Consider the following 20,232-nt stretch of genomic DNA (forward strand, 5'->3'; position numbering starts at 1 on the left):
GTCACTTACATCTATGTAGATATCGTCGAGCGTCGATATATTCCGCGTTGGACAGCCTCCAGCTCCACCGGAGTCGGACGCCTTATTGACAGGAAGTTTAGGAGATAGCGTCGCCTTGGCCCAGACCTTTCATGCCGATGTCGAGCGCCGGTCTGCGACGCTTCGTCGCAAGCACGCGATCGATCCGCTGCGGGCCGTACGCGGTTTTCGTCGCCTGGTGGCCGACAAGGAGGACACCGAGCAGGTCTTCGAGATCATGAGCGCCCTGTCGGGTCGCTCGATTCCCAACGGCTACATCCGGCTGCTCGATTCGGAGGAGGGCGGTCGGCAGGCCTATCTGGCCGTCGAGTTCGCCCATCGCCTGGATGACAGGATCTGGCTGGCCAGCTTGCCCGACGGCAGCGTCGGGGCGGCCTATCGCGACTTTGTCGCCGCGCGTGGCTTCACCGCCCAGGGCCTGGCCGAGGAAAGCCGCAAGGTCGTCGACACCGAGATCGACGCCGCCCATCCCAACGGCTGGTACGCCCGCCGCCTGCGCGACGTCCACGATGTCTGGCACGTGCTGACCGGTTACGGAACCGACGCCCTGGGCGAGGCCTGCGTGGTGGCGTTCTCCCACCCCCAGACCCGCAGCGCGGGCTTCGCCTTCATCGCCGCCGGCGCGGCGCTGGAGTTCGGGAAGCTGGGCAAGGGCCATCCCTACGGCCGCGCCATCTGGCAGGCCTGGCGCCATGGCCGTCGGGCGGCCTGGCTGCCGGGGCTCGACTATGAAGCGCTGCTGGCCCAGCCGCTCGACGCCGCCCGAGCCCGCCTGCGCATCGCCCGCCCCACCCTCTACGAGGCCGTGCCGCAAGAGGCGCGCAACGGCTACCGCTTCGACAATTGACTGTCGGGAGACCTTTGATGACCCAGTCCAGCAAGACCCCGCCCGACCTGACCATCCAGCCACGCGACATGGCGTTCGGCCGTGACGCGCCCAGCGGGCGCTGGTGGCTGGGGGGGGATCCGGTCGGCACGGCGTTCTACAACGCCCTGTCGGCGACGTTCCCGCTCGGCGAGCGGTTCTTCATGGACAGCGTGCGCCGCTACCGCAACGTCGCGCCGGCCAAGCTGAAGGCCCAGATCGCCGGGTTCCTGGCCCAGGAGGCGATGCACACCCGCGAACACATCTTCTTCAACAAGCAGATCGCCGACCACGGCTTCGACATCGCGGCGATGGAGGACCGGACCCGGGCGCGGCTGGATTACGCCCGCACCCGCCCGCCGCTGCAGCAATTGGGGGCCACCATCGCCCTCGAGCACTTCACCGCCATCCTGGCGCACGCGCTGCTGGCCGACCCACGCCATCTGGAAGGCGCTTCCGACGAGGCCAGGGCCATGTGGCGCTGGCACGCGATCGAGGAGGTCGAGCACAAGTCGGTGGCCTACGACGTCTACATGGCGGCGGCCGCGTCCCTGCCGGCCCCGCGGCGCTGGACACTGCGGGTGCTGACCATGGTGGCGGCCACCCACCTGCTGTTCGCCGTCGTCGGCAGCAACATCGCCGACATCTTCACCTCGGACGGGATCAACAACGGCCGCACCTGGCGGCGGCTCTTCCACTTCATGCTGGTGCGGCCCGGCATGCTGCGCCAGGTGATGGGCAGCTACTTCGCCTACTTCCTGCCGGGCTTCCATCCGTGGCAGCACGACAATCGGGCCCTGGTCAGCGAGGTGGAGCAGACCTTGGCGGCGACCTATGGCGTCGGGGCGCCGGCATGATCGCCGGCCTCGTCCTGGCCGCTGGACTGGCCTCGTCCGCGACGTCGACGTCCGAGGATGTAAAGGGCCTCTGGCGCACCCCGACCGATGGCGGGTCGCTGGTGCGGCTGGCGCCCTGTGGCGACGGGATCTGCGGCCGCATCGTCAGTTCACCGCGCCTGCGGATCGCGCCCGACCAGAAGGACGTCCACAACCGCGACATCGCCCTGCGCGGCCGGGCGTTGCGCGACCTGACCTTCATGAAGATCAGGTCGACCGGCCCCGGAACCTGGGGCGACGGCTGGGTGTACAATCCGGAGGACGGCGGCACCTATAAGGGCGTCATGGAGCTGAAACCGGACGGGACCCTGCGCCTGACCGGGTGTATCGTGCGGCCGTTCTGCAAGACCCAGATCTGGCGCCGCGCCCAGGCTGACTGAACCGGCGACGCTTCATCGACCGACAAAGCGTCGCGACTTGGCGATGATCGCCCGGGTTTGAACCGTCGCGCTGCTTCTGTGCACGGATGACGTTCAGGAAGGGGTCTGGCCCTTGCTTAGCTATCTCAGGCGCCTACATGCCTCCTGCCGGGTTCCGGCGGGAGGCTGGAATGATCGGCGCGTCGGTGAAGCAAGTTTCGAAGGTGTCCATGACCGAGGCGCGACCCGCGCAGGCGCAGCACCGCGCCGGATTAGCGTCGACGGCGCTGGGCTTGATCGCCGCCGCCGGCCTGATGGCGATCGCCTCGCCCGCTTTCGCCCAGACCGCCGCCGAACCCGCCGAGGCGTCGCCGCAAGACGCCGCGCCGCTCGTGGACGCGCCGCCGGTCCAAGATCCCGGGCTCGCGGCCTATGACCCGCTCGAAGGCTTCAACCGGGCCAGCTTTGGCGTCAGCATGGGCCTGGACCGCGCCGTCGTCGGCCCCATAGCCCATGGCTACATGGCGGTGACGCCCAAGCCGGTTCGCAACCGGGTGAGTTCGGTGATCTATAATCTGGGCGAACCCAGCACGGCGTTGAACGACGTCCTGCAGGGACATCCCAAGCGCTTCGGCGTGACCACTTCGCGCTTCGTGATCAATTCGACCATCGGCCTGTTGGGGCTGTTCGACGTGGCGGCCGGCATGGGGCTGCAAGGGCATGGCGCCGACTTCGGCCAGACCTTCGGACGCTACGGCGTCAAGCCGGGCCCCTATCTCTATGTCCCGGTCATGGGTCCCTTGAGCTTCCGCGAGGGCGTGGGCCGCGCGCTCGACTTCGCGACCGACCCTGTCGGGATCATCGGCGGCGGTTACACGACCACCTTCGGCGCGACGCGCCTGGGCGTCGGCGTCGTCGACGTCCGCGCCAGGGCGGACGGCGCCTTCCGGGCGCTGGACGACTCCGTGGATCCCTACGTGACCGCGCGGTCGGCCTATGGGCAGTACCGGGAATCCTTCCTGCGCGAGGCCACGGGCGAGGTTCAGGCCTTGCCTGATTTCGACGACGCACCGTCAACCTCTTCCGAAGCCCCGTCAGCCGTCACGACGTCCAGTGCGGCTGGACCCCAATGACCTATCCGGAACCGACCATGATCAACGCCCGCCCCACCCGCCGTTTCACCCAGTTCGCGCTGGTGGCCCTCGTCGGGCTCGGCGCGTTGTCGCAAGCGCGCCCGGCTCTGGCCCAGGCCGCCCGTGACCCCCAGGCCGAGCAGTTCGTGCAGACGCGGGCTCAGCGGGTCATCACGGTGCTGGCCGACAAGAACCAGAGCGTCGCCCAGAAGAAGGCGACCTTCCACACCGCCATCGACCAACTGGCCGACGTGCCCAAGATCACCAACTTCGTGCTCGGCAAGTACGCGCGGACCATCACGCCCGACCAACGTACGCGGTTCTCGACGGCGTTCCGCACCTATGCGGAGAACGTGTACCAGAATCGCATCGACGACTATCACGGTGAAAAGCTGACGGTCACCGGCTCCACTGTGCGCAAGCCGGGCGACGTCATCGTCAACACCACGATCTCGGGCGGCCAGGTCGGTCAGCCCCTGCCGGTGGCCTGGCGGGTGATGGGCGGCGGGGCCTCGTGGAAGGTGGTCGATGTGCAGTTCAAGGGCGTCTGGCTGGCGATCACCCAGCAGCAGGACTTCGTTTCGACGATCGACAACGCCGGCGGCAATATCGACGTGCTGATCGCCCAGTTGCAGCGTGACGGCCAGCGTTCCGTGGCGCGTAAATAGACAACGACGAAGCCGTCCGGTCGGGTGGGCGGTCTTACTGGACTTCGAAAGGATATGGGGTTGCGCGAACAATGGGCCGAGACCCTGATGGGTCTTCTCGTCCTCGTCCTCGCGGCGGGGTTTCTGGTCTACTCGCTGAGCGTCGGCGGCGTGGGGAGCAAGCCGGGCGGCTATGACGTCACGGCCAAGTTCGGTCAGGTCGGATCGCTGGCGCCGGGCGCCGCCGTCAGCGTGGCCGGCGTCAAGGTCGGCACCGTTTCGGAAATCAGACTGGATCCGAAGACCTTCCTGGCCGTCACGAAGTTGAGCCTGGACCCGACCGTCAAGCTGCCGTCGGACTCCACCGCCAAGATCACCAGCGACAGCCTGCTGGGCGGGGTGCACGTGGCCATCGCGCCGGGCGGCGCGATCGACGACATCAAGCCGGGCGGCGAGATCGAGAACACCCAGGGCGCGGTCGACCTGTTCGGCCTGATCGGCTCGGTCATGCGGCCCCAGGGCGGCGCGGAAGCGCCGGCGGCCCCCGCGCCGGGCGCCGCCGCGCCCGCCGTTTCCGACGCCACCGTGGCCCCGGAAAGCTACTGAGATGACCGCGGCTGACGCGGCGATCCCCGCCGTCTTCAAACCCATTCGCTCCATCGGGCGCTCGACGCTCGGCGCGCTGCGCATGGTGGGCTCGGTCGGCGTCTTCTCGGTGCGCGGCGTAGCCTCGGTGTTCACCCCGCCATGGTTTCCGGGCCAGCTCTGGCGGCAGTTGGTCGCCATCGGCTTCTTCTCGCTGCCGGTGGTCGGGCTGACGGCGATCTTCACCGGCGCGGCCCTGGGCCTGAACATCTACACCGGCGGCGGGCGCTTCAACGCCGAGCAGGTGATGCCGCAGATCGTGGCCCTGGGCATCACGCGTGAGCTGGGCCCGGTGCTGGCGGCCCTGATGCTGGCCGGCCGGGTCTCGGCCGCCATCGCCGCCGAGATCGGAGCCATGCGGGCCACCGAACAGATCGACGCCATGCGCACCCTGTCGACCGACCCGTTCCGCTACCTGGTCGCGCCGCGCCTGCTGGCCGCGACGCTGGTGCTGCCGCTGCTGACCCTGATCGCCGACATCATCGGCGTGGCCGGCGGCTGGCTGGTGGCGGTGCGGATCCTGGACTTCAACTCCAGCGTCTACATCCGCAACACAGCCAACTTTCTGCAGTTCTGGGACGTCGGTTCGGGCCTGATCAAGGCGGCGGTGTTCGGCTTCATCGTGGCGCTGATGGGCTGTTACCACGGCTACAACGCCAAGGGCGGGGCGCGCGGCGTCGGCCGGGCGACCACCCATGCGGTGGTGTCGTCGGCCATCCTGATCTTCGCCTCCGACTACTTCCTCACGACGCTGTTCACCCACACATGACCGACATCGCCAAACTCGAATGGAGAGGCGTCCGCAAACGCTTCGACGGCGCGCCGGTGCTGGACGGGCTGGACCTCAGCGTCGCGTCCGGCCGGTCGCTGGTGATCATCGGCGGCTCGGGCCAGGGCAAGTCGGTGACCATCAAGGTGGCCATGGGCCTGGTGCGTCCTGACGCGGGCGAGGTGCTGGTCGATGGCAAGAACCTGATCGGCATGGGTGGGCGTTCCCGGCGGAACCTGTTTTCGCGCGTCGGCGTCCTGTTCCAGGGCGCTGCGCTGTTCGACAGCCTGACCGTCTGGGAGAACGTCGCCTTCCGCCTGATCAACGCCGACGGCGTGTCGCGCAAGGACGCCAAGGCGCGGGCGATCGAAGCGTTGGCGCGCGTGCGCCTGCAGGCCAGCGTCGCCGATTCCCACCCCTCCGAACTGTCCGGCGGCATGCAGAAGCGCGTCGGCCTGGCGCGGGCCGTGGTCGCCAATCCCGAGATCCTGTTCTTCGATGAACCGACCACGGGGCTGGACCCGATCACCTCGGCGGCGATCAACGAGCTGATCGTCGACCAGGTGCGGGGCCTCGGTTGCACGGCGGTGTCGATCACCCACGACCTGGCCTCGGCCCGGACGATCGGCGACGAGATCGCCATGCTGCATGGCGGCAACATCGTCTGGCGCGGCGCGCCCGCCGAGCTCGACCGCACGGACAACCCCTATGTGCGCCAGTTCGTCGATGCTCGGGCCGACGGGCCGATGACGAGCGTGGTCGAGGAATAATGACCTATCCCTTGCGCGGGACCGCGCTGCTGGCGGTCCTGGTCTTCGGCTTTTCCGGCCCGGCCCAGGCTCAGGACTATGTGCGCGCCGACTGCCGTGGCCAGGTGGCGCCGGCCGCCCTGCGCTTCGACTCGCCCGAGCATGTGCGCTGGTACAAGCGCTTCTGGACCGGCGATTGCGACCACCTGCCGTTCTGCATTCCCGGCTCGCCGAACTGGAACGATATCGTCGGCAAGCTGGTGGTCCGAGGTGGCCCGGCCGAGCAGGCGGCGCTGCTGCCCAAGGCGTGCCGGCTGGGTCAGTTGATCGGCCTGGAATGGTCGCGCGACAAGAAGGTCCGGCGCATCGACACCGGCGACCTGCGCACGTTCAAGGGCATGCTGGAGAAGTCCGGCGACGCCCTGCGCGGCGTCGAACAGGTCGAGGTTTCGACCCGCACCAAGCTGGCGCGCTAGGCCGGACGCCAGCTCACGAATGTTCGCGCCGTCGGTCCGCCCCACCTTGTGGCGGCGCTTGGCGGGGCTATCTGACAAGCCAGTAAGCGTCGCGGCCGAGGCTGGCGACCCCATCGCTCCGGAGCCGACCATGACCGACCTCTCAGCCTTCGCGATCACCCGGCGCTGGCCTGCCCAGCATCCCGACCGCCTGCAGCTCTACTCCCTGCCGACGCCGAACGGGGTCAAGGTGTCGATCATGCTGGAGGAGATCGGCCTTCCCTACGAGCCGCACTTCATCGACATTGGCCAGAATGAAACCTGGACGCCGGAATTCCTGTCGCTGAACCCCAATGGCAAGATTCCCGCGATCATCGACCCGGACGGCCCCGGCGGCGCGCCGCTGGCCCTGTTCGAGTCGGGTGCGATCCTGGTCTATCTGGCCGAGAAGACCGGCAAGCTGCTGCCGACCGCGCCGGCCGAGCGCTACGAGACCCTGGAATGGGTGTTCTTCCAGATGGCGGCGATCGGGCCGATGTTCGGCCAGGTGGGTTTCTTCCATAAGTTCGCCGGCCGCGAGTACGAGGACAAGCGTCCGCTTGAACGCTACGTCGCCGAATCCAAGCGCCTGCTGGGCGTGCTGGAGACCCGGCTGGCCGGTCGCGACTGGATCATGGGCGACGCCTACACCATCGCCGACGTCGCGACCCTGGGCTGGGTGCGCAACCTGATCGGCTTCTACGGCGCCGGCGACCTGGTCGATTACGGCGCCCTGAAGAACGTTCCGGCCTGGCTGGAACGCGGGCTGGCGCGACCGGCCGTTCAGCGCGGACTGGAGCTTCCCAAGCGACCCTAGGGGCGGGCGCTGGCGGCGCGCGCGATTGTCGCACGCCGCCTTAACCGTTCCGACGTCCTCTTGGGGCACGCTGCCCTTGGAGGTGATGATGAATCACGATGAAGCGCGGCGAATCCGGGAGCTCCGGAGCTACGGTGTCCTAGACACCTCGCCGGACATCGCCTTCGATCGCCTGACGCGCCTGGCCAGCGATCTCTTCGACGCGCCCATCGCCCTGGTTTCGCTGGTCGACGAGGAGCGGCAGTGGTTCAAGTCGCGCCACGGCCTGGACGCCTGTTCCACGCCGCGCGCGTGGTCGTTCTGCAGCCGAGCGATCGAACTGGGTCCCGACGCGGTGATGGTGGTCGAGGACGCCACCCTGGACCCTCGCTTTGCCGGCAATCCCCTGGTGGTGGGCGAGGTCGGGATTCGCTTCTATGCCGGCGCGGTGCTGACCTCGCCGAGCGGCTGCAATCTCGGCAGCCTTTGCGTCATCGACACCAAGCCGCGCGAGCGGCCCTCGGACCGAGACCTGGACCGCCTGCGCACCCTGGCCAAGATCGTCGTCGACGAGATGGAACGGCTGCGCGTCAACCGCCTGCGGTGGGAACAGACCCGCCTGCTGCAACTGGCCGAAACCATGTCGGGCGTGGGGCATTGGCGCTACGACATGATCAGCGGCGACCTGTTCTGGTCGGGCCTGGTCTACGAAATCCACGGCCATGACCCCCTGAGCCACATTCCGGGCGCCGAGCCCCATCTCAAGGCCTTTCATCCCGACGACCGGGCCATGGTCGAGGCCGAGATGGTGATGGCGATCGAGACCAAGGGATCGTGCAGTTTGCAGGCGCGTCTGGTCCGGGCCGACGGCGAGGTGCGGATCGTTCAATCCAAGGCCGCGTGCGAACTGGACGAGCGCGGCGCCGTCGTCGCGCTGATCGGCCTCCTCCAGGACGTTACCGAGCAGGCGCGCGGCCTCGACAGCCTGACGGCCAGCGAAGCGCGCTATCGTCTGCTGGCCGAGAACACCTCCGACGTCATCGTGCGCACCGCCCTGGACGGCACGCTGCTCTATGTGTCCCCCGCCTGCCGGACCATGGGCTACGAGCCCGAAGACCTGATCGGGACGCCGGCCACCCGGCTGGTCCATCCCGACGACCTGGATCGGTTCGTGGGCAATTCCGCGCCGCTCTACGCCGGCGAGCCGGTCGATCCGACGGCGGTTCGCCAGCATCGCTACCGGACCGGCGACGGTCGCTGGGTGTGGCTGGAGGGCAATCCCCGGGTGGTGCGCGACGCGGAGGGACGACCGACCGAGATCGTCAACGTCTTCCGCGACGTGACCGAACGTCGGAAGCTTCAGGAACAGGCCGAACGCGCGGCGCGGCAGAGCGCCCTGGCCGAGGAAGTCGCGGGCATCGGGTACTGGCGGATCGACGCGGCGACGATGGAGGCGACATGGTCGCCGCATGTCGCGACGATCTATGGTCTCGATTCGAGCGGGGCGCCGCAGCTCGAGGATTTCATCCAGGCGGTGCATCCGGACGATCGGCCGGCCTTGCGCGCCCGGCTGAGGCTGGCGATCGACAAGGGCGTCGATTGGAAACTGGCCGTGACCCGCGTCGTGCCGTCGGACGGCCGGCTGCGCTATCTCGAGGGGCACGGCTGCTGCGAGCGCAACGAAGCCGGCGCCGTCGTCGCGGTGTTCGGCACGGTGGTCGACATCACCGCCCGCATGGAGGCCGAGACGGCCCGCGCCGAGGACGAAGCTCGCTATCGCGCGATGTCGGACCGCGTGCTGCTGGCGACCCAGGCTGGCCAGATCGGCATCTGGGACTGGAACGTCCAGACCAACGCCCTGACATGGGACGACCGGATGTACGCCCTGTACGGCGTGGAACGGGAGGAGGAGCTGACGGCTGGACGGTTCGTCGCCTGCCTGCATCCGGAGGACCTGGCCGAGGAGCAGGCGCACGCCCGCGCCGCGATCGAGGGCGACACGCCCTACGACACTGAATTTCGCATCGTGCGCCCCGACGGCGACGTGCGCTCGATCCGGGCGCTGGCGACGGTGGTTCGGGCGGCGGACGGCGCACCCCTGCGGATGGTCGGAACCAACTGGGACGTGACCGAGGTCCGAAACCTGGAACTCTCGCTGCGGGCCAGCGAGGACCGGGCGCGCAACGTCATCGCCAACGCCCACCAGGCCATCGTCACGGCCGACGAGGACGGCCGGATCACGGGGTGGAACCGCCACGCCGAGCTGACCTTCGGCTGGAGCGCCGACGAAGCGATCGGCGCCGACATGGCGATGATCCTGCCTGACGACCATACCGACATCGCGGCCTTCCTGGGCGGGCGGCTCGGCGGCGACATCGACCAACGGGTCGAGGTGACGGCCCGTCGCAAGGGCGGCGCGCAGTTCCCCATCGAACTGGCGGTCAGCGCGGTGCGTGACGCGGCCGGCTGGCAGATGACGGCGCTGATGCACGACATCAGTGAACGCAAGGCCCAGCTGGCGCTGTTCGAGAACGCCTTCGAGCACGCGGCGATCGGCGAGGCCCTGGTCGGGCTGGACGGCGCGTTCCTGAAGGTCAATCCGACCCTGTGCGACATGCTCGGCTATTCGCGGGAGGAACTGCTCGCCCTCGACTTCCAGGCCATCACCCATCCGGACGATCTGGACGCCGATATGGAACTGGTGGCCAACCTGCATGACGGGCTGATCTCCACCTATCGGATGGACAAGCGCTATTTCCGCAAGGACGGGTCGATCATCTGGGTCCAGCTGGTGGTCTCGCGGGTCGACAATCCGGACGGCTCGCCCCTCCACTACATTTCGCAGATCGAGGACTTCACCGCCCGGCGCGAAGCCGAAGCGGCGCTGAAGGACAGCGAGGCGCGCTATCGGCTGATGGCCGAGAACACCACCGACATGATCCTGACCACGGACCTGTCCGGGAAGATCACGTTCGTGGCCGCGTCCTGCCAGGTCCTGACGGGCTATGCGCCTCACGAGATCATGGGGCGCGGCGCCGCCGACCTGGCCTATCCGGAGGAGCGGCTGCGCGTGCGTCGGGTCTATCGCAACCTGATCCGGGGCGGGCCGACGGAACGCCTGCGTTGGCGCACGCTTCACAAATCGGCCGGCCGGGACGTCTGGCTGGAATCCAACCCGTCCCTGCTGCGCGACCCGGCGACCGATGCGCCGACCGGCTTCCTGGACGTGATCCGCGACGTGACCGACCAGGTCGCCCAGGAGGAAGCCCTGGCGGCGGCGCGGGCGCAGGCCGAGGCCGCCGCGATCGTGAAGGGCGAGTTCCTGGCCAATATGAGCCACGAGATCCGCACGCCCCTGACCGCGGTCATCGGCTTTTCGGGCCTGCTTTCGCAACGCCCGGAACTGGACGAGTTTTCGCGCCGGCTCGTGCAGCGGGTGTCCAGCGCCGGCCAGGCGCTGCTGGCGATCGTCAACGACATCCTGGATTTCTCAAAGCTCGAGGCGGGCCAGGTGGAGATCGCGCCGCGGGCGGTCTCGCCCTTGGCGGTCGCCCAGGACGCCCTGGCCCTGTTCGCGCCCCAGGCCGACGCGAAGGGCCTGTGGCTGGAATGTGGGGTGGACGGCGAGTTGCCCGACCTGGTGATGATCGACCCCGATCGCGTACGGCAGGTCCTGTTGAACCTGGTCGGCAACGCGGTGAAGTTCACCGATCAAGGCTCGGTCCGCCTGGGTGTCGCCTACGACCTGGAGGCGCAAATCCTGCGCGTCAGGGTCGAGGACACGGGCGTCGGCATGAGCAGCGACCAGCAGACCAAGCTCTTCCAGCGCTTTTCGCAGGTCGACGCCTCGTCGACGCGCAAGCACGGGGGCACGGGCCTTGGCCTTGCGATCTGCAAGGGTCTGACCGAGGCCATGGGGGGCGATATCTCGGTGACGAGCGCGCCGGGGGGCGGTTCCATGTTCTCGTTCCACATCACCGCGCCGCTGGTGACGTCGCTCCAGCCGGAGGCGGTCGCCGATGACGAAGGGACGATGAGCCTGGACGGCGTCCGTGTCCTGGTCGTCGACGACAACCCTGTGAACCGTGAACTGGCCCGCGCGGTGCTGGAACAGATGGGCGCCGAGGTCGGCGAGGCGGCCAGCGGGCTGGCGGCGGTCTCCGCCGCCGCCGTGGAGCCTTTCGACTGCATCCTGATGGACCTTCGCATGCCGGGGTTGTCGGGCGAGGGGGCCTTGCAGGAGATCCGCGCGGGGGCGGGGCCCAACCAGGATGTCCCGATCCTGGCCTTCACCGCCGACGCCTTCCCCGACCTCCCGGCCAGCGAGCACGGCTTCGACGGCGTGATCTCCAAGCCGATCGTGGCGCTGGACCTGGTCCGGGCCGTCAGCAACGCCACCACCTGGAGCCACGCGACGGACGAAGAGACGGCGGACGAGATGTCCCGCGGCGTGGTTGGTTTCTGACATGCGTCGGACGCGCATTCTCGTGGTCGAGGACGATCCGATCATCCTCGACCTGATCACCACCCGGCTCGACCTGGCGGGCTATGACACCTATTTCGCCCGCGACGGCGTCGAAGGCCTGGCGCGGCTGCACGAGCTGCGGCCCCGCGCGATGGTGCTCGACCTCAACATGCCCCGCCTGGACGGCTTTGGCCTGCTGCGCAAGATGGCGCTGGAGGGCTTGAGCGTGCCCACCATGGTCCTGACGGCGCGCAACCAGCCCGACGACGTCAAGCAGGCCATCGCCCTCGGGGCGCGCGATTTCCTGTCCAAGCCGTTCAAGGACGAGCAGCTCCTGCAGCGTGTCGGTCGCCTGCTGCGCAAGGCCAGGCCGAAGCCGGCGCCGCCGCCGAAGGCCGATCCCGAGCCCTTCCTCGTCTGAATCGCGCGACAGGTGGAACGCGGTTTTTCCACCGGCGTTCACTTTTCATTCCCGACGCCGCTTGAATGGCGATGCCGGAACACTCAAGTTGCATATTCGTTGAGCTCATCGGGTGGTCCAAGCCCCCGAGCGAGGCCGCCAGGAGAGCGCATGAGTCCCGACGATACCCCCGCACGGGAGGCCTCCGAGGCCCGCGTCATCGCCCTGGTCGATCGCTACCTGGCGGTGCGCCGGCGCACCGAGGCCCTGGCCCGACCGCTGTCGGCCGAGGACCAGGGCGCCCAGTCGATGCCGGACGCCAGCCCGGTCAAGTGGCACAGGGCCCACACCGCCTGGTTCTTCGAGACCTTTCTGCTGACGCCGTTCCTGTCCGGCTACCAGATGTTCGACCCCAGTTTCGGCTACCTGTTCAATTCCTATTACGAGGCCGTCGGACCCCGGCAGCCTCGACCCCAGCGCGGGTTGATCACCCGGCCTTCGGCGGAGGAGGTCGGCGCCTATCGCGCGCATGTCGACGCGGCCATGGTCCGGCTGCTGACGACGTCGCCAACCGCCGAGGTCATGGCGCGCCTGGACCTGGGCCTGGCACACGAGGAGCAGCACCAGGAACTGATCCTGATGGACCTGCTGCACCTCTTCGCCCAGTCACCGCTGCAACCGGCCTATTGCGATGATCCGCCCGCGGCGCGTCCGACCGCCGCCCAGGCGCGGTACCTCGCCTTCGAGGGCGGGCTGGTGGAGATCGGCGACGACGGACCCGGCTTCGCCTTCGACAACGAGCGGCCCCGGCATCGGGTGTTCCTCCAACCCTACCGCCTGTCCGACCGCCTGGTGACCAACGGCGAGTGGCTGGCCTTCATGGACGACGGCGGCTACCGCCGGCCGGAACTGTGGCTGTCGGACGGTTGGGCGACCGTGGCCGAGGAAGGCTGGGACGCGCCGCTCTATTGGCGGCGCGAGGAGGGCGCGACCTGGTCGGTGATGACCCTGTCGGGGCGGCGCCCGGTCGATCCCGGGGCTCCGGTCGGTCACGTCAGCTATTACGAAGCCGCCGCCTTCGCCGCCTGGGCCGGGCGCCGTCTGCCCACCGAGGCCGAATGGGAAGCCGCCGTTCGCGCGCCCGAAGGCCGGGCGCTGGACCAGGCGATCGGCGAGACCTGGCAATGGACCGCCAGTCCCTATGTCGCCTATCCCGGCTTCAAGCCGGGGGCGGGCGCGCTGGGCGAGTACAACGGCAAGTTCATGATCAACCAGATGGTCCTGCGCGGCGGCGCGGCGGAAACGCCGCCCGGCCACACGCGGCCGTCCTATCGCAATTTCTTTCATCCCCGGCAGCGCTGGGCGTTCACGGGGGTCCGCTTGGCCGACGACATGAGTCCGATGGAGCGCGAGACGGCGGCGCCCGCCTCGACCTTCCTCGAAGACGCCCTGGCGGGCTTGACCGCCGAGCGGAAGACCCTGCCGGCCAAGTACTTCTACGACGCCGAAGGCTCGCGCCTGTTCGAGGCGATCTGCGAGCTGCCGGAATACTATCCCACCCGCACCGAGACCGCGCTGCTGCGGCGGATCGCGCCGGAGATCGCCGCCCGCGTGATGGAAGGCGCGGCCCTGGTCGAGTTCGGCAGCGGGGCCAGCACCAAGACCCGGATCCTGCTGGACGCCATGCCGCAACTGGCCGTCTACGCGCCGATCGATATCAGCCAGTCGGCGTTGGACGAGGCGAGCGCGGCCATCCGGCGTGACTATCCGGCCTTGATCGTTGCTCCGCTGGTCGATGACTTCACCCACGCTTTCCGGCTGCCGGCTTCGGCGCGCGGCCGTCCCGTGACCGGCTTCTTCCCGGGCTCGACGATCGGCAATTTCGCGCCCGACGACGCCGAGGCCTTCCTGCGCGGCGCCCATGCCCTGCTGGGCGAGGGGGCGATGTTCGTGGTCGGTGTCGATATCGCCAAGAGCCCTGGCGTGCTGGTGCCCGCCTATGACGACGCCCAGGGCGTGACGGCGGCCTTCAACAAGAACGTGCTGGTGCGGATCAACCGGGAACTGGGCGGCGACTTCGATCTCCACGCCTTCGACCACCGGGCGGTGTGGAACGCCGACGAGAGCCGCATGGAGATGCACCTGGTCAGCAAGACCGACCAGGTGGCCCACCTGGCGGGGCGGGAAATCCGGCTCAAGGCCGGGGAGACCATCCACACCGAGAACTCGTACAAGTACGCGCCGGAGGCGTTCGTGGAACTGGCCCGTCGCGCGGGCTGGAAGGTCGCGGCGCGCTGGATCAGCGACAGCCCGAGCTTCGGCGTCTTCGCCCTGGCCGGGTGAGGCCGGGCGGAAGTCAGGTCGAGGGCGGCCGCGGCCCACGGGCCGCGGCGCGCTTCATCTCAGGCGTCGCGCCCTGACAGGCGTCCGCCGCCGCGCGACGAGGAACCGCCCTTCCGGCCGGCATTGGCCGCCAGGTCGCGGTCTTTGGCGAAACTGCGCTTCTCGCTGGGGACGCTGGCGCCCCCTTTGCGCGCGATTTCGCGGCGACGTTCGGGGTCCATGGCGGCGAAGCCTCGGCGGCCGCGGGGCCGTTCGCTGTCGAGGTCCATAGGTAGCTCCTAATCGGGACTGGTCACGGGGGGGAACGGGGCGAGGGAGGCGTCATAGGGCCGGTCGTCGTCCGGCTGAACGGGCGGCTCGCGCATCGGCTCTTCGTCGGGCGTGACGCCCGGGTCATAGTCGGGTCGCGAGGGCTCGATCGGCGGCGGGGCGTCGGGATCGGTCATGGCGTCTTCCACGTGTTCCAGTGACGTAACCGGTGAAGTCGCGATCGGTTCACGCAATGGCCAAGACAATTGTGCGGAGTCCGGCGTTTACCAATTTCGCAAGCGAGGGCGAGTGATGCGCAAGAGCAAGGCGGCCGAGGCGAAAACGCCTTACATGACAAGGCATTGGCGACTGGGAGCGGCCGTCGCGGTCGGCGTTCTGGGCTGGCTCGCGGCCCGGCAATTGAACGCGCCGACCAGCACCCACGTCCTGGTCGGATGGGACGCCTGCGCCCTGACCTACGTCCTCCTGACCTGGTGGTTGTTCCTGAAGGCGGATGAAACCGAGGTGCGCCGCCGCGCGGCCGAGCAGGACGAGGGGCCGTCGCTGATCCTGGTCATCGTGCTGGCGGCGATCGGCTTCAGCCTGGCGGCGGTGGTCGCGGCGATGATCAACGCGCGCACGGCGGGCCACGACATCAAGGCGCTCACGGCGGTTTGCGCGGGGGTGACGCTGGTGTTGTCGTGGATCGTGCTGCAGACGGTGTTCGTGCTGCACTACGCCCATCGCCACTTCGGCGACGGGACCGGGAAGCCCGGTTTCCAGTTCCCCGGCGAGCCGGCCAGCACCTATCGCGATTTCGTCTATCTGGCCTTCAGCATCGGGGCGACCTTCCAGGTCTCGGACAACAATGTCCTGACCTCGAAGCTGCGCAACCTCGTCACCGCCCAGGCGGTCAGCGCCTATTTCTACAACACCGCCATCCTGGCGCTGGGGATCAACATCATCGCCGGGCTGGTGGCCGCCTAGGCGCTACTCCCGCCGCAGCGCCTCGATCGGATCCAGGCGCGAGGCCTGCCAGGACGGGTAGGCGCCGAACACCAGGCCGACGATCACCGAGAAGCCCAGCGAGATCGGCGCGGCCCAGCCGGCGATGGCGATCGGCCAGTCGCCCAGCTTGGCCATCAGCAGCGCGCCCAGCACGCCGATGATCAGGCCCACCAGGCCGCCGACCACCGACAGGGTCACCGCCTCCAGGGCGAACTGGTAGAGCACCTCGGAGCGCCGAGCCCCGACCGCCATGCGCAGGCCGATCTCGCGGGTCCGCTCGGTGACGGCCACCAGCATGATGTTCATGATCCCCACGCCCCCGACCACCAGCGACACGGCGGCCACCGCCGCCAGCAGCACGGTGAAGGTCTGGGTCGAGGCCTGCATGGCCTCCAGGATCGAGGCGCTGTTCTGGACCTGGAAGTCGTCCTCGCCGCCGTTGCGGACCTTGTGGCGGTCGCGCAGCAGGTTGGTGACGTCCTCCTGCACGCGGTCGATGGTGTCGCCCGAGCTGGCCTTGACGTAGATGGCCTGGACGTTGTCGCCCTTGACCCGCCGGCCGACGACGCGCGAGCGCACCGCCTGCAGCGGACCCAGGGTGACGTCGTCCTGATCCTGGCCCATGCCGCTCTGGCCGCGCGCGGTCAGGACGCCGATCACCTCGAACGGCACCGTGCCGACCCGCACGCGCCGACCCAGCGGGTCGACGTCGGGAAACAGATTGTCGGCCACGGTCTTGCCCAGCACGATGACCTTCTTGCCCTGCCGGGCTTCGCGGTCGTCGAACATCCGGCCCTGGGCGATGCTGATGTCGCGGGCCACCAGGTAGTCGGGCGTGACGCCCTCGATGCGGCTGTTCCAGTTGGTGCCGTCGGCGGCCATCTGGGCTCCGCCGGTGACGCTGGGGGCGACGGCGGCCACGTCCTCGACCTGGGCGGCGATCGCGGCGGCGTCGCCGTCGTTCAGGGACTGGCCCGAGCCCGCCGCCTGGAAGACGAAGCCCTGGCCCGGGGCGCGGGCCGCGCCAGGGCGGACGATCAGGATGTTGGAGCCCAGGCCGCCGATGGCCTTGGTCACCCGCTGCTGGGCGCCCAGGCCAATGGAAGTCATCATGACCACGGCGGCGACCCCGATCACCACGCCCAGCGAGGTCAGGGCGCTGCGCATGGGGTGGGCGGCGATGGCCCCGGCGGCGAAGCCGACCAGGTCGATGCGTCTCATCGTGCTCATGCCGGCGCCTCGCTCTCGTCCTGGACGATATGGCCGTCGCGGAACGACACCCGCCGCCGGGCGGTGCCGGCGACGTCGAGGTCGTGGGTGACGATCACCAGGGTCAGGCCCTGGGCGTTGAGCTCGCGGAACAGGGCCAGCACCTCCTCGCCGGTGTGGGTGTCCAGGGCGCCGGTCGGCTCGTCGGCCAGCAGCAGGTCCGGGTTGTTGGCCAGGGCGCGGGCGATGGCCACCCGCTGCTGCTGGCCGCCCGACAGCTGGGTGGGACGGTGGTCCTTGCGCGAGCCCAGGCCGACGCGGTCGAGCAGGCCGGCGGCCCGCGCGCGGCGCTCCTCGGGGGGCACGCCGGCATAGACCATCGGCAGCTCGACGTTCTTCATCGCCGTCAGGCGGGGCAGCAACTGGAAGGACTGGAACACGAAGCCGATCCGCCGGCGGCGAAAATCGGCCAACTGGTCGTCGTCGAAGTGGCCGACGTCCTCGCCTTCGAAGTGGTACGAGCCCGCCGTCGGCCGATCGAGCCCGCCCAGGATGTTCATCAGCGACGACTTGCCCGAGCCGGATGGGCCGATGACGGCGGTGAACTCGCCACGGTCGATCGACAGGCTGACGCCGGCCAGGGCCGCCACCTGTTCCTCGCCCATGACATAGACCTTGGTCAGGTCCTTGAACGCGATCATTGCCCTGGCCCTACATCCGCACCCGGGGCGGAGCCGCGCCCGGCATGCCGCCGCCCTGCAATTGCAGCTTGGCGCGCGGGCCGCCGCCGGTGATCACCTGGTCGCCGGGCTTGAGGTCGCGGCTGACGATCTCGGTGTTGGAGCCGTCGGTGGCGCCGACGCGCACGGCGACCGGTTCGGGCTTGTTCTTGCGCAGCACATAGACGACGCCGGCGCTCATGCCGCCCCGCCGCTGGCCCTGCTGAGCCGCCATGCGGGCGCGGATGGCGACCAGCTTGGCCTTCTGGTCGGGCTTGAGGATCGGCTCCAGCTGGGTGAAGGCGGCCTCCATGCTGGCGCGCATCGCCTTGCGCCGGTCGCCGTCGCCGGCCGACATCGCCTTCTGCCGGGCCTCGGCGAAGATCGCCTCGGCCTTGGTCTTCTGGCCGGCGTCGAGGTCGAGCTCGGCCAGCAGGCGTCCGGCCATGCCGCCGCCGCGACCCTGTCCGCCCTGGCCGCCGCCGGCCCCTTGGCCGGGACCGCCCGGTCCTCCTGGCCCGCCCGGGCCACCGGCGCCGGGGCCGCCGCCTTGACCGCCCCGCTGGCCGGCCGTCGTGTCGGCCGGCTTCCAGCGCAGGGCGGCCGAGGGGACCTTCACGACGTCGCGGCGCTGCTCGACCACGATGTCGGCGTTGGCGGTCATACCCGGCAGCAGCTTGCCGCCCGGGTTCTCGGCCTCGGCCAGCACGATGTAGGCCACGACATTGGCCGAGGTCTCAGGCTGCTTGCGCACCTGGGTGACCACGCCCTCGAAGGTATCCTCGGGGAAGGCGTCGACCGTGAACTTGACGGTCTGGCCTTCCTTGACCTGGCCGATGTCGGCCTCGTCGACGGTGATCTTCACCTCCAGCTTCGACAGGTCCTGGGCGATCTTGAACAGCACGGGGGAAGACAGGCTGGCGGCCACGGTCTGGCCGGGCTCGATCTGGCGGTCGACCACCACCCCGTCGATCGGCGCCATGATGGTGGTGCGGCCCAGGTCGACCTGGTTGACGGCCATAGCGGCCTGGGACTGGCTGATCGAGGCGCGGGCGCTGTCGATGCCGGCCTGCGACACCTTCCAGGCAGCCAGGGCGGCGTCCAGCGCCGCCTTGGCGGTGATGCCGCGATCATAGAGGAACTTGGCGCGATCGTAGTCGGCCTTGGCCTTGGCGGCGTTGGCCTGGGCCTGTTTCAGGCTGGCGTTGCTGGCCGCGACATTGGCCTGGCTCTGGTTGACGCGCGAGACGTAGGTCTGGGGGTCCAGCGTGGCCATCACCTGGCCCTTGGTCACCTCGTCGTTGAAATCGACCAGCACCTGCTTGATCTGGCCGGAGATCTGCGAGCCGACCTCGACGGTGACCAGGGCCTGCAAGGTGCCCGAGGCCGAAACCGTCTTGGTCAGGTCGCCGCGCGCGACGGCGGCCGTGCGGTAGGGATCCTTGGGCGCCTTCGGGCGGGTCTGCCAGAACACCAGGCCGGCGATGATCGCCACCAGCACCATCAGGCCGATGACCATCGGCGCCGAAATGCGGAAACGCCGGGCGGGCAGGGAAGGTGGGCTCATAGGGGCAGGGGCTCCGGCGCGGAATCGGTGAAGTCCGTATGGCGTTAGACGCTGTAGGTTGCAGCTACATTTCAACGCCGCCTGGGCGGGCGTTCCTGATCCGGCGGGCCTTCGCCGCGCGCCTGGGCCGGGGTCCTGGGCAAGTCGGCCAGGTGCAGGCGCCCGTCGCCAGCCTTGTCGAGCAGGGCGAAGCGGGACCGGGCGGCCTTGGCGGCCTCGTCGCGGGTGATGCGGCGGTCGAAATCGGCGTCGGCGCCCATCACGGGCTGGGGTTCGGCCAGCAGGCTGTAGGGGGTGGCGCCCTGCAACATGCCGCCCATCGGGCCGCCGCCGCGCTTGCCGCCGCCATGACCGCCGCCGCCGGGAGGTCCGCCACGTCCGCGTCCGCCGCCCGGAGGCCCGCCCGCGCCCTGGCCGCCGCGAGGACCCTGACCGGCGTCGCGGAACGCCCCCAGGATCTCCGGCGCGATCTGGCTTTCGTAGTTGGAGACCTCGAACCCGTCGATGACGCCATTGTGGTCCACGTCGAGCACCGCGAAGAAGCGCAGGGCGTCGGCGACGAACTCGTCGCGGGTCAGGGCGCCGTCATGGTCGGTGTCGGCGCCGGCGAACCAGGCGGCGACCGGGTAGGGCTGCCCGGCGTCGGCGCGGAATGGCTCGCCGGCCGGGCTGATGAACACCTGCCGGTGCGGCGCGCGCGACGGCCCGCCATCGCCGTCGTCGCGAGGCGGGCGCGGCGCCTTGCCCCAGTCGCCACGCGGTCCGTCCTGGGGCGGGCCGGAAGCGCAGGCCGCCAGGCACAGGGCGGCGAACATCAGGATGCAGGTGGCGCGGAGGCGTGACAGGGTTTGCATTCCTTCGATCAACCGCGCTGGCGTGT

General features: G+C 69.3%; 20 protein-coding genes. 14 read left to right on the forward strand and 6 right to left on the reverse strand.

From position 1 onward, the window contains the following. Positions 1 to 115 precede the first annotated feature (115 nt). The 13 genes from PMI01_RS23700 (at position 116) to egtB (ending at position 14,600) form a co-directional block, all read left to right on the forward strand. A complete protein-coding gene (locus PMI01_RS23700) occupies positions 116 to 886 on the forward strand; it encodes a Coq4 family protein (protein WP_007675463.1) in 771 nt (256 codons plus the stop codon). Between the two features lie 17 nt (positions 887 to 903). Beyond that, a complete protein-coding gene (locus PMI01_RS23705) occupies positions 904 to 1,761 on the forward strand; it encodes a metal-dependent hydrolase (protein ID WP_007675465.1) in 858 nt (285 codons plus the stop codon). Continuing rightward, complete coding sequence (locus PMI01_RS23710; RefSeq protein WP_007675467.1) at positions 1,758 to 2,180, forward strand: DUF2147 domain-containing protein; 423 nt, start codon at positions 1,758 to 1,760, stop codon at positions 2,178 to 2,180. The genes PMI01_RS23705 and PMI01_RS23710 overlap by 4 nt, the downstream gene beginning before the upstream one ends. 209 nt (positions 2,181 to 2,389) lie before the next feature. Next, on the forward strand, positions 2,390 to 3,292 hold the full coding sequence (locus PMI01_RS23715; protein WP_051990029.1) for an MlaA family lipoprotein: 903 nt from the start codon (positions 2,390 to 2,392) through the stop codon (positions 3,290 to 3,292). After that, the gene (locus PMI01_RS23720; RefSeq protein WP_007675471.1) at positions 3,289 to 3,960 is read left to right on the forward strand and encodes an MlaC/ttg2D family ABC transporter substrate-binding protein; all 672 of its coding nucleotides are present in this window, start codon (positions 3,289 to 3,291) and stop codon (positions 3,958 to 3,960) included. Before PMI01_RS23715 ends, PMI01_RS23720 begins: the two co-directional genes overlap by 4 nt. Before the next feature lie 54 nt (positions 3,961 to 4,014). After that, on the forward strand, positions 4,015 to 4,545 hold the full coding sequence (gene mlaD, locus PMI01_RS23725; protein WP_007675478.1) for an outer membrane lipid asymmetry maintenance protein MlaD: 531 nt from the start codon (positions 4,015 to 4,017) through the stop codon (positions 4,543 to 4,545). A 1-nt stretch (position 4,546) separates the two neighbouring features. Further along, the gene (locus PMI01_RS23730) at positions 4,547 to 5,353 is read left to right on the forward strand and encodes an MlaE family ABC transporter permease (RefSeq protein ID WP_007675480.1); all 807 of its coding nucleotides are present in this window, start codon (positions 4,547 to 4,549) and stop codon (positions 5,351 to 5,353) included. Then, positions 5,350 to 6,123, forward strand: coding sequence for an ABC transporter ATP-binding protein (locus PMI01_RS23735; protein ID WP_007675482.1), 774 nt, complete (start codon positions 5,350 to 5,352; stop codon positions 6,121 to 6,123). Before PMI01_RS23730 ends, PMI01_RS23735 begins: the two co-directional genes overlap by 4 nt. Next, entirely contained in the window at positions 6,123 to 6,578 is a 456-nt protein-coding gene (locus PMI01_RS23740; RefSeq protein ID WP_007675483.1) for a hypothetical protein, read from the forward strand. Before PMI01_RS23735 ends, PMI01_RS23740 begins: the two co-directional genes overlap by 1 nt. Before the next feature lie 130 nt (positions 6,579 to 6,708). Beyond that, complete coding sequence (locus tag PMI01_RS23745; RefSeq protein WP_007675484.1) at positions 6,709 to 7,413, forward strand: glutathione S-transferase N-terminal domain-containing protein; 705 nt, start codon at positions 6,709 to 6,711, stop codon at positions 7,411 to 7,413. Positions 7,414 to 7,501: 88 nt separating this feature from the next. After that, the gene (locus PMI01_RS26265) at positions 7,502 to 11,857 is read left to right on the forward strand and encodes a PAS domain S-box protein (protein ID WP_007675486.1); all 4,356 of its coding nucleotides are present in this window, start codon (positions 7,502 to 7,504) and stop codon (positions 11,855 to 11,857) included. Position 11,858: 1 nt separating this feature from the next. Beyond that, positions 11,859 to 12,278: a response regulator transcription factor gene (locus tag PMI01_RS23755; protein WP_007675489.1), complete on the forward strand. Its 420-nt coding sequence runs from the start codon at positions 11,859 to 11,861 to the stop codon at positions 12,276 to 12,278. Positions 12,279 to 12,428: 150 nt separating this feature from the next. Further along, on the forward strand, positions 12,429 to 14,600 hold the full coding sequence (gene egtB / locus PMI01_RS23760; protein WP_007675495.1) for an ergothioneine biosynthesis protein EgtB: 2,172 nt from the start codon (positions 12,429 to 12,431) through the stop codon (positions 14,598 to 14,600). Between the two features lie 59 nt (positions 14,601 to 14,659). Here egtB and PMI01_RS23765 read toward each other — a convergent pair whose 3' ends face one another. Further along, positions 14,660 to 14,869: a KGG domain-containing protein gene (locus PMI01_RS23765; protein ID WP_007675496.1), complete on the reverse strand. Its 210-nt coding sequence runs from the start codon at positions 14,867 to 14,869 to the stop codon at positions 14,660 to 14,662. A 9-nt stretch (positions 14,870 to 14,878) separates the two neighbouring features. Next, on the reverse strand, positions 14,879 to 15,046 hold the full coding sequence (locus tag PMI01_RS27545) for a hypothetical protein (RefSeq protein WP_007675497.1): 168 nt from the start codon (positions 15,044 to 15,046) through the stop codon (positions 14,879 to 14,881). A 115-nt stretch (positions 15,047 to 15,161) separates the two neighbouring features. Between PMI01_RS27545 and PMI01_RS23770 the strand changes: the two genes are divergently transcribed. After that, entirely contained in the window at positions 15,162 to 15,836 is a 675-nt protein-coding gene (locus PMI01_RS23770; protein WP_007675498.1) for a DUF1345 domain-containing protein, read from the forward strand. Positions 15,837 to 15,839: 3 nt separating this feature from the next. Here the strand turns inward: PMI01_RS23770 and PMI01_RS23775 are convergent, their stop codons facing one another. From PMI01_RS23775 to PMI01_RS23790, 4 genes are all read right to left on the reverse strand, one after another. After that, positions 15,840 to 17,087 carry an ABC transporter permease gene (locus PMI01_RS23775; protein WP_007675499.1) on the reverse strand — a complete coding sequence of 416 codons (1,248 nt, stop codon included), beginning with the start codon at positions 17,085 to 17,087 and terminating at the stop codon, positions 15,840 to 15,842. Further along, entirely contained in the window at positions 17,084 to 17,767 is a 684-nt protein-coding gene (locus tag PMI01_RS23780) for an ABC transporter ATP-binding protein (RefSeq protein ID WP_007675500.1), read from the reverse strand. Before PMI01_RS23780 ends, PMI01_RS23775 begins: the two co-directional genes overlap by 4 nt. A 10-nt stretch (positions 17,768 to 17,777) precedes the next feature. After that, a complete protein-coding gene (locus PMI01_RS26270; RefSeq protein WP_007675501.1) occupies positions 17,778 to 19,352 on the reverse strand; it encodes an efflux RND transporter periplasmic adaptor subunit in 1,575 nt (524 codons plus the stop codon). A gap of 71 nt (positions 19,353 to 19,423) precedes the next feature. After that, entirely contained in the window at positions 19,424 to 20,206 is a 783-nt protein-coding gene (locus tag PMI01_RS23790) for a hypothetical protein (RefSeq protein ID WP_007675504.1), read from the reverse strand. Between the last annotated feature and the right edge of the window lie 26 nt (positions 20,207 to 20,232).

Origin of the sequence: Caulobacter sp. AP07, from assembly GCF_000281955.1 — a bacterium.
Taxonomy (GTDB): domain Bacteria; phylum Pseudomonadota; class Alphaproteobacteria; order Caulobacterales; family Caulobacteraceae; genus Caulobacter.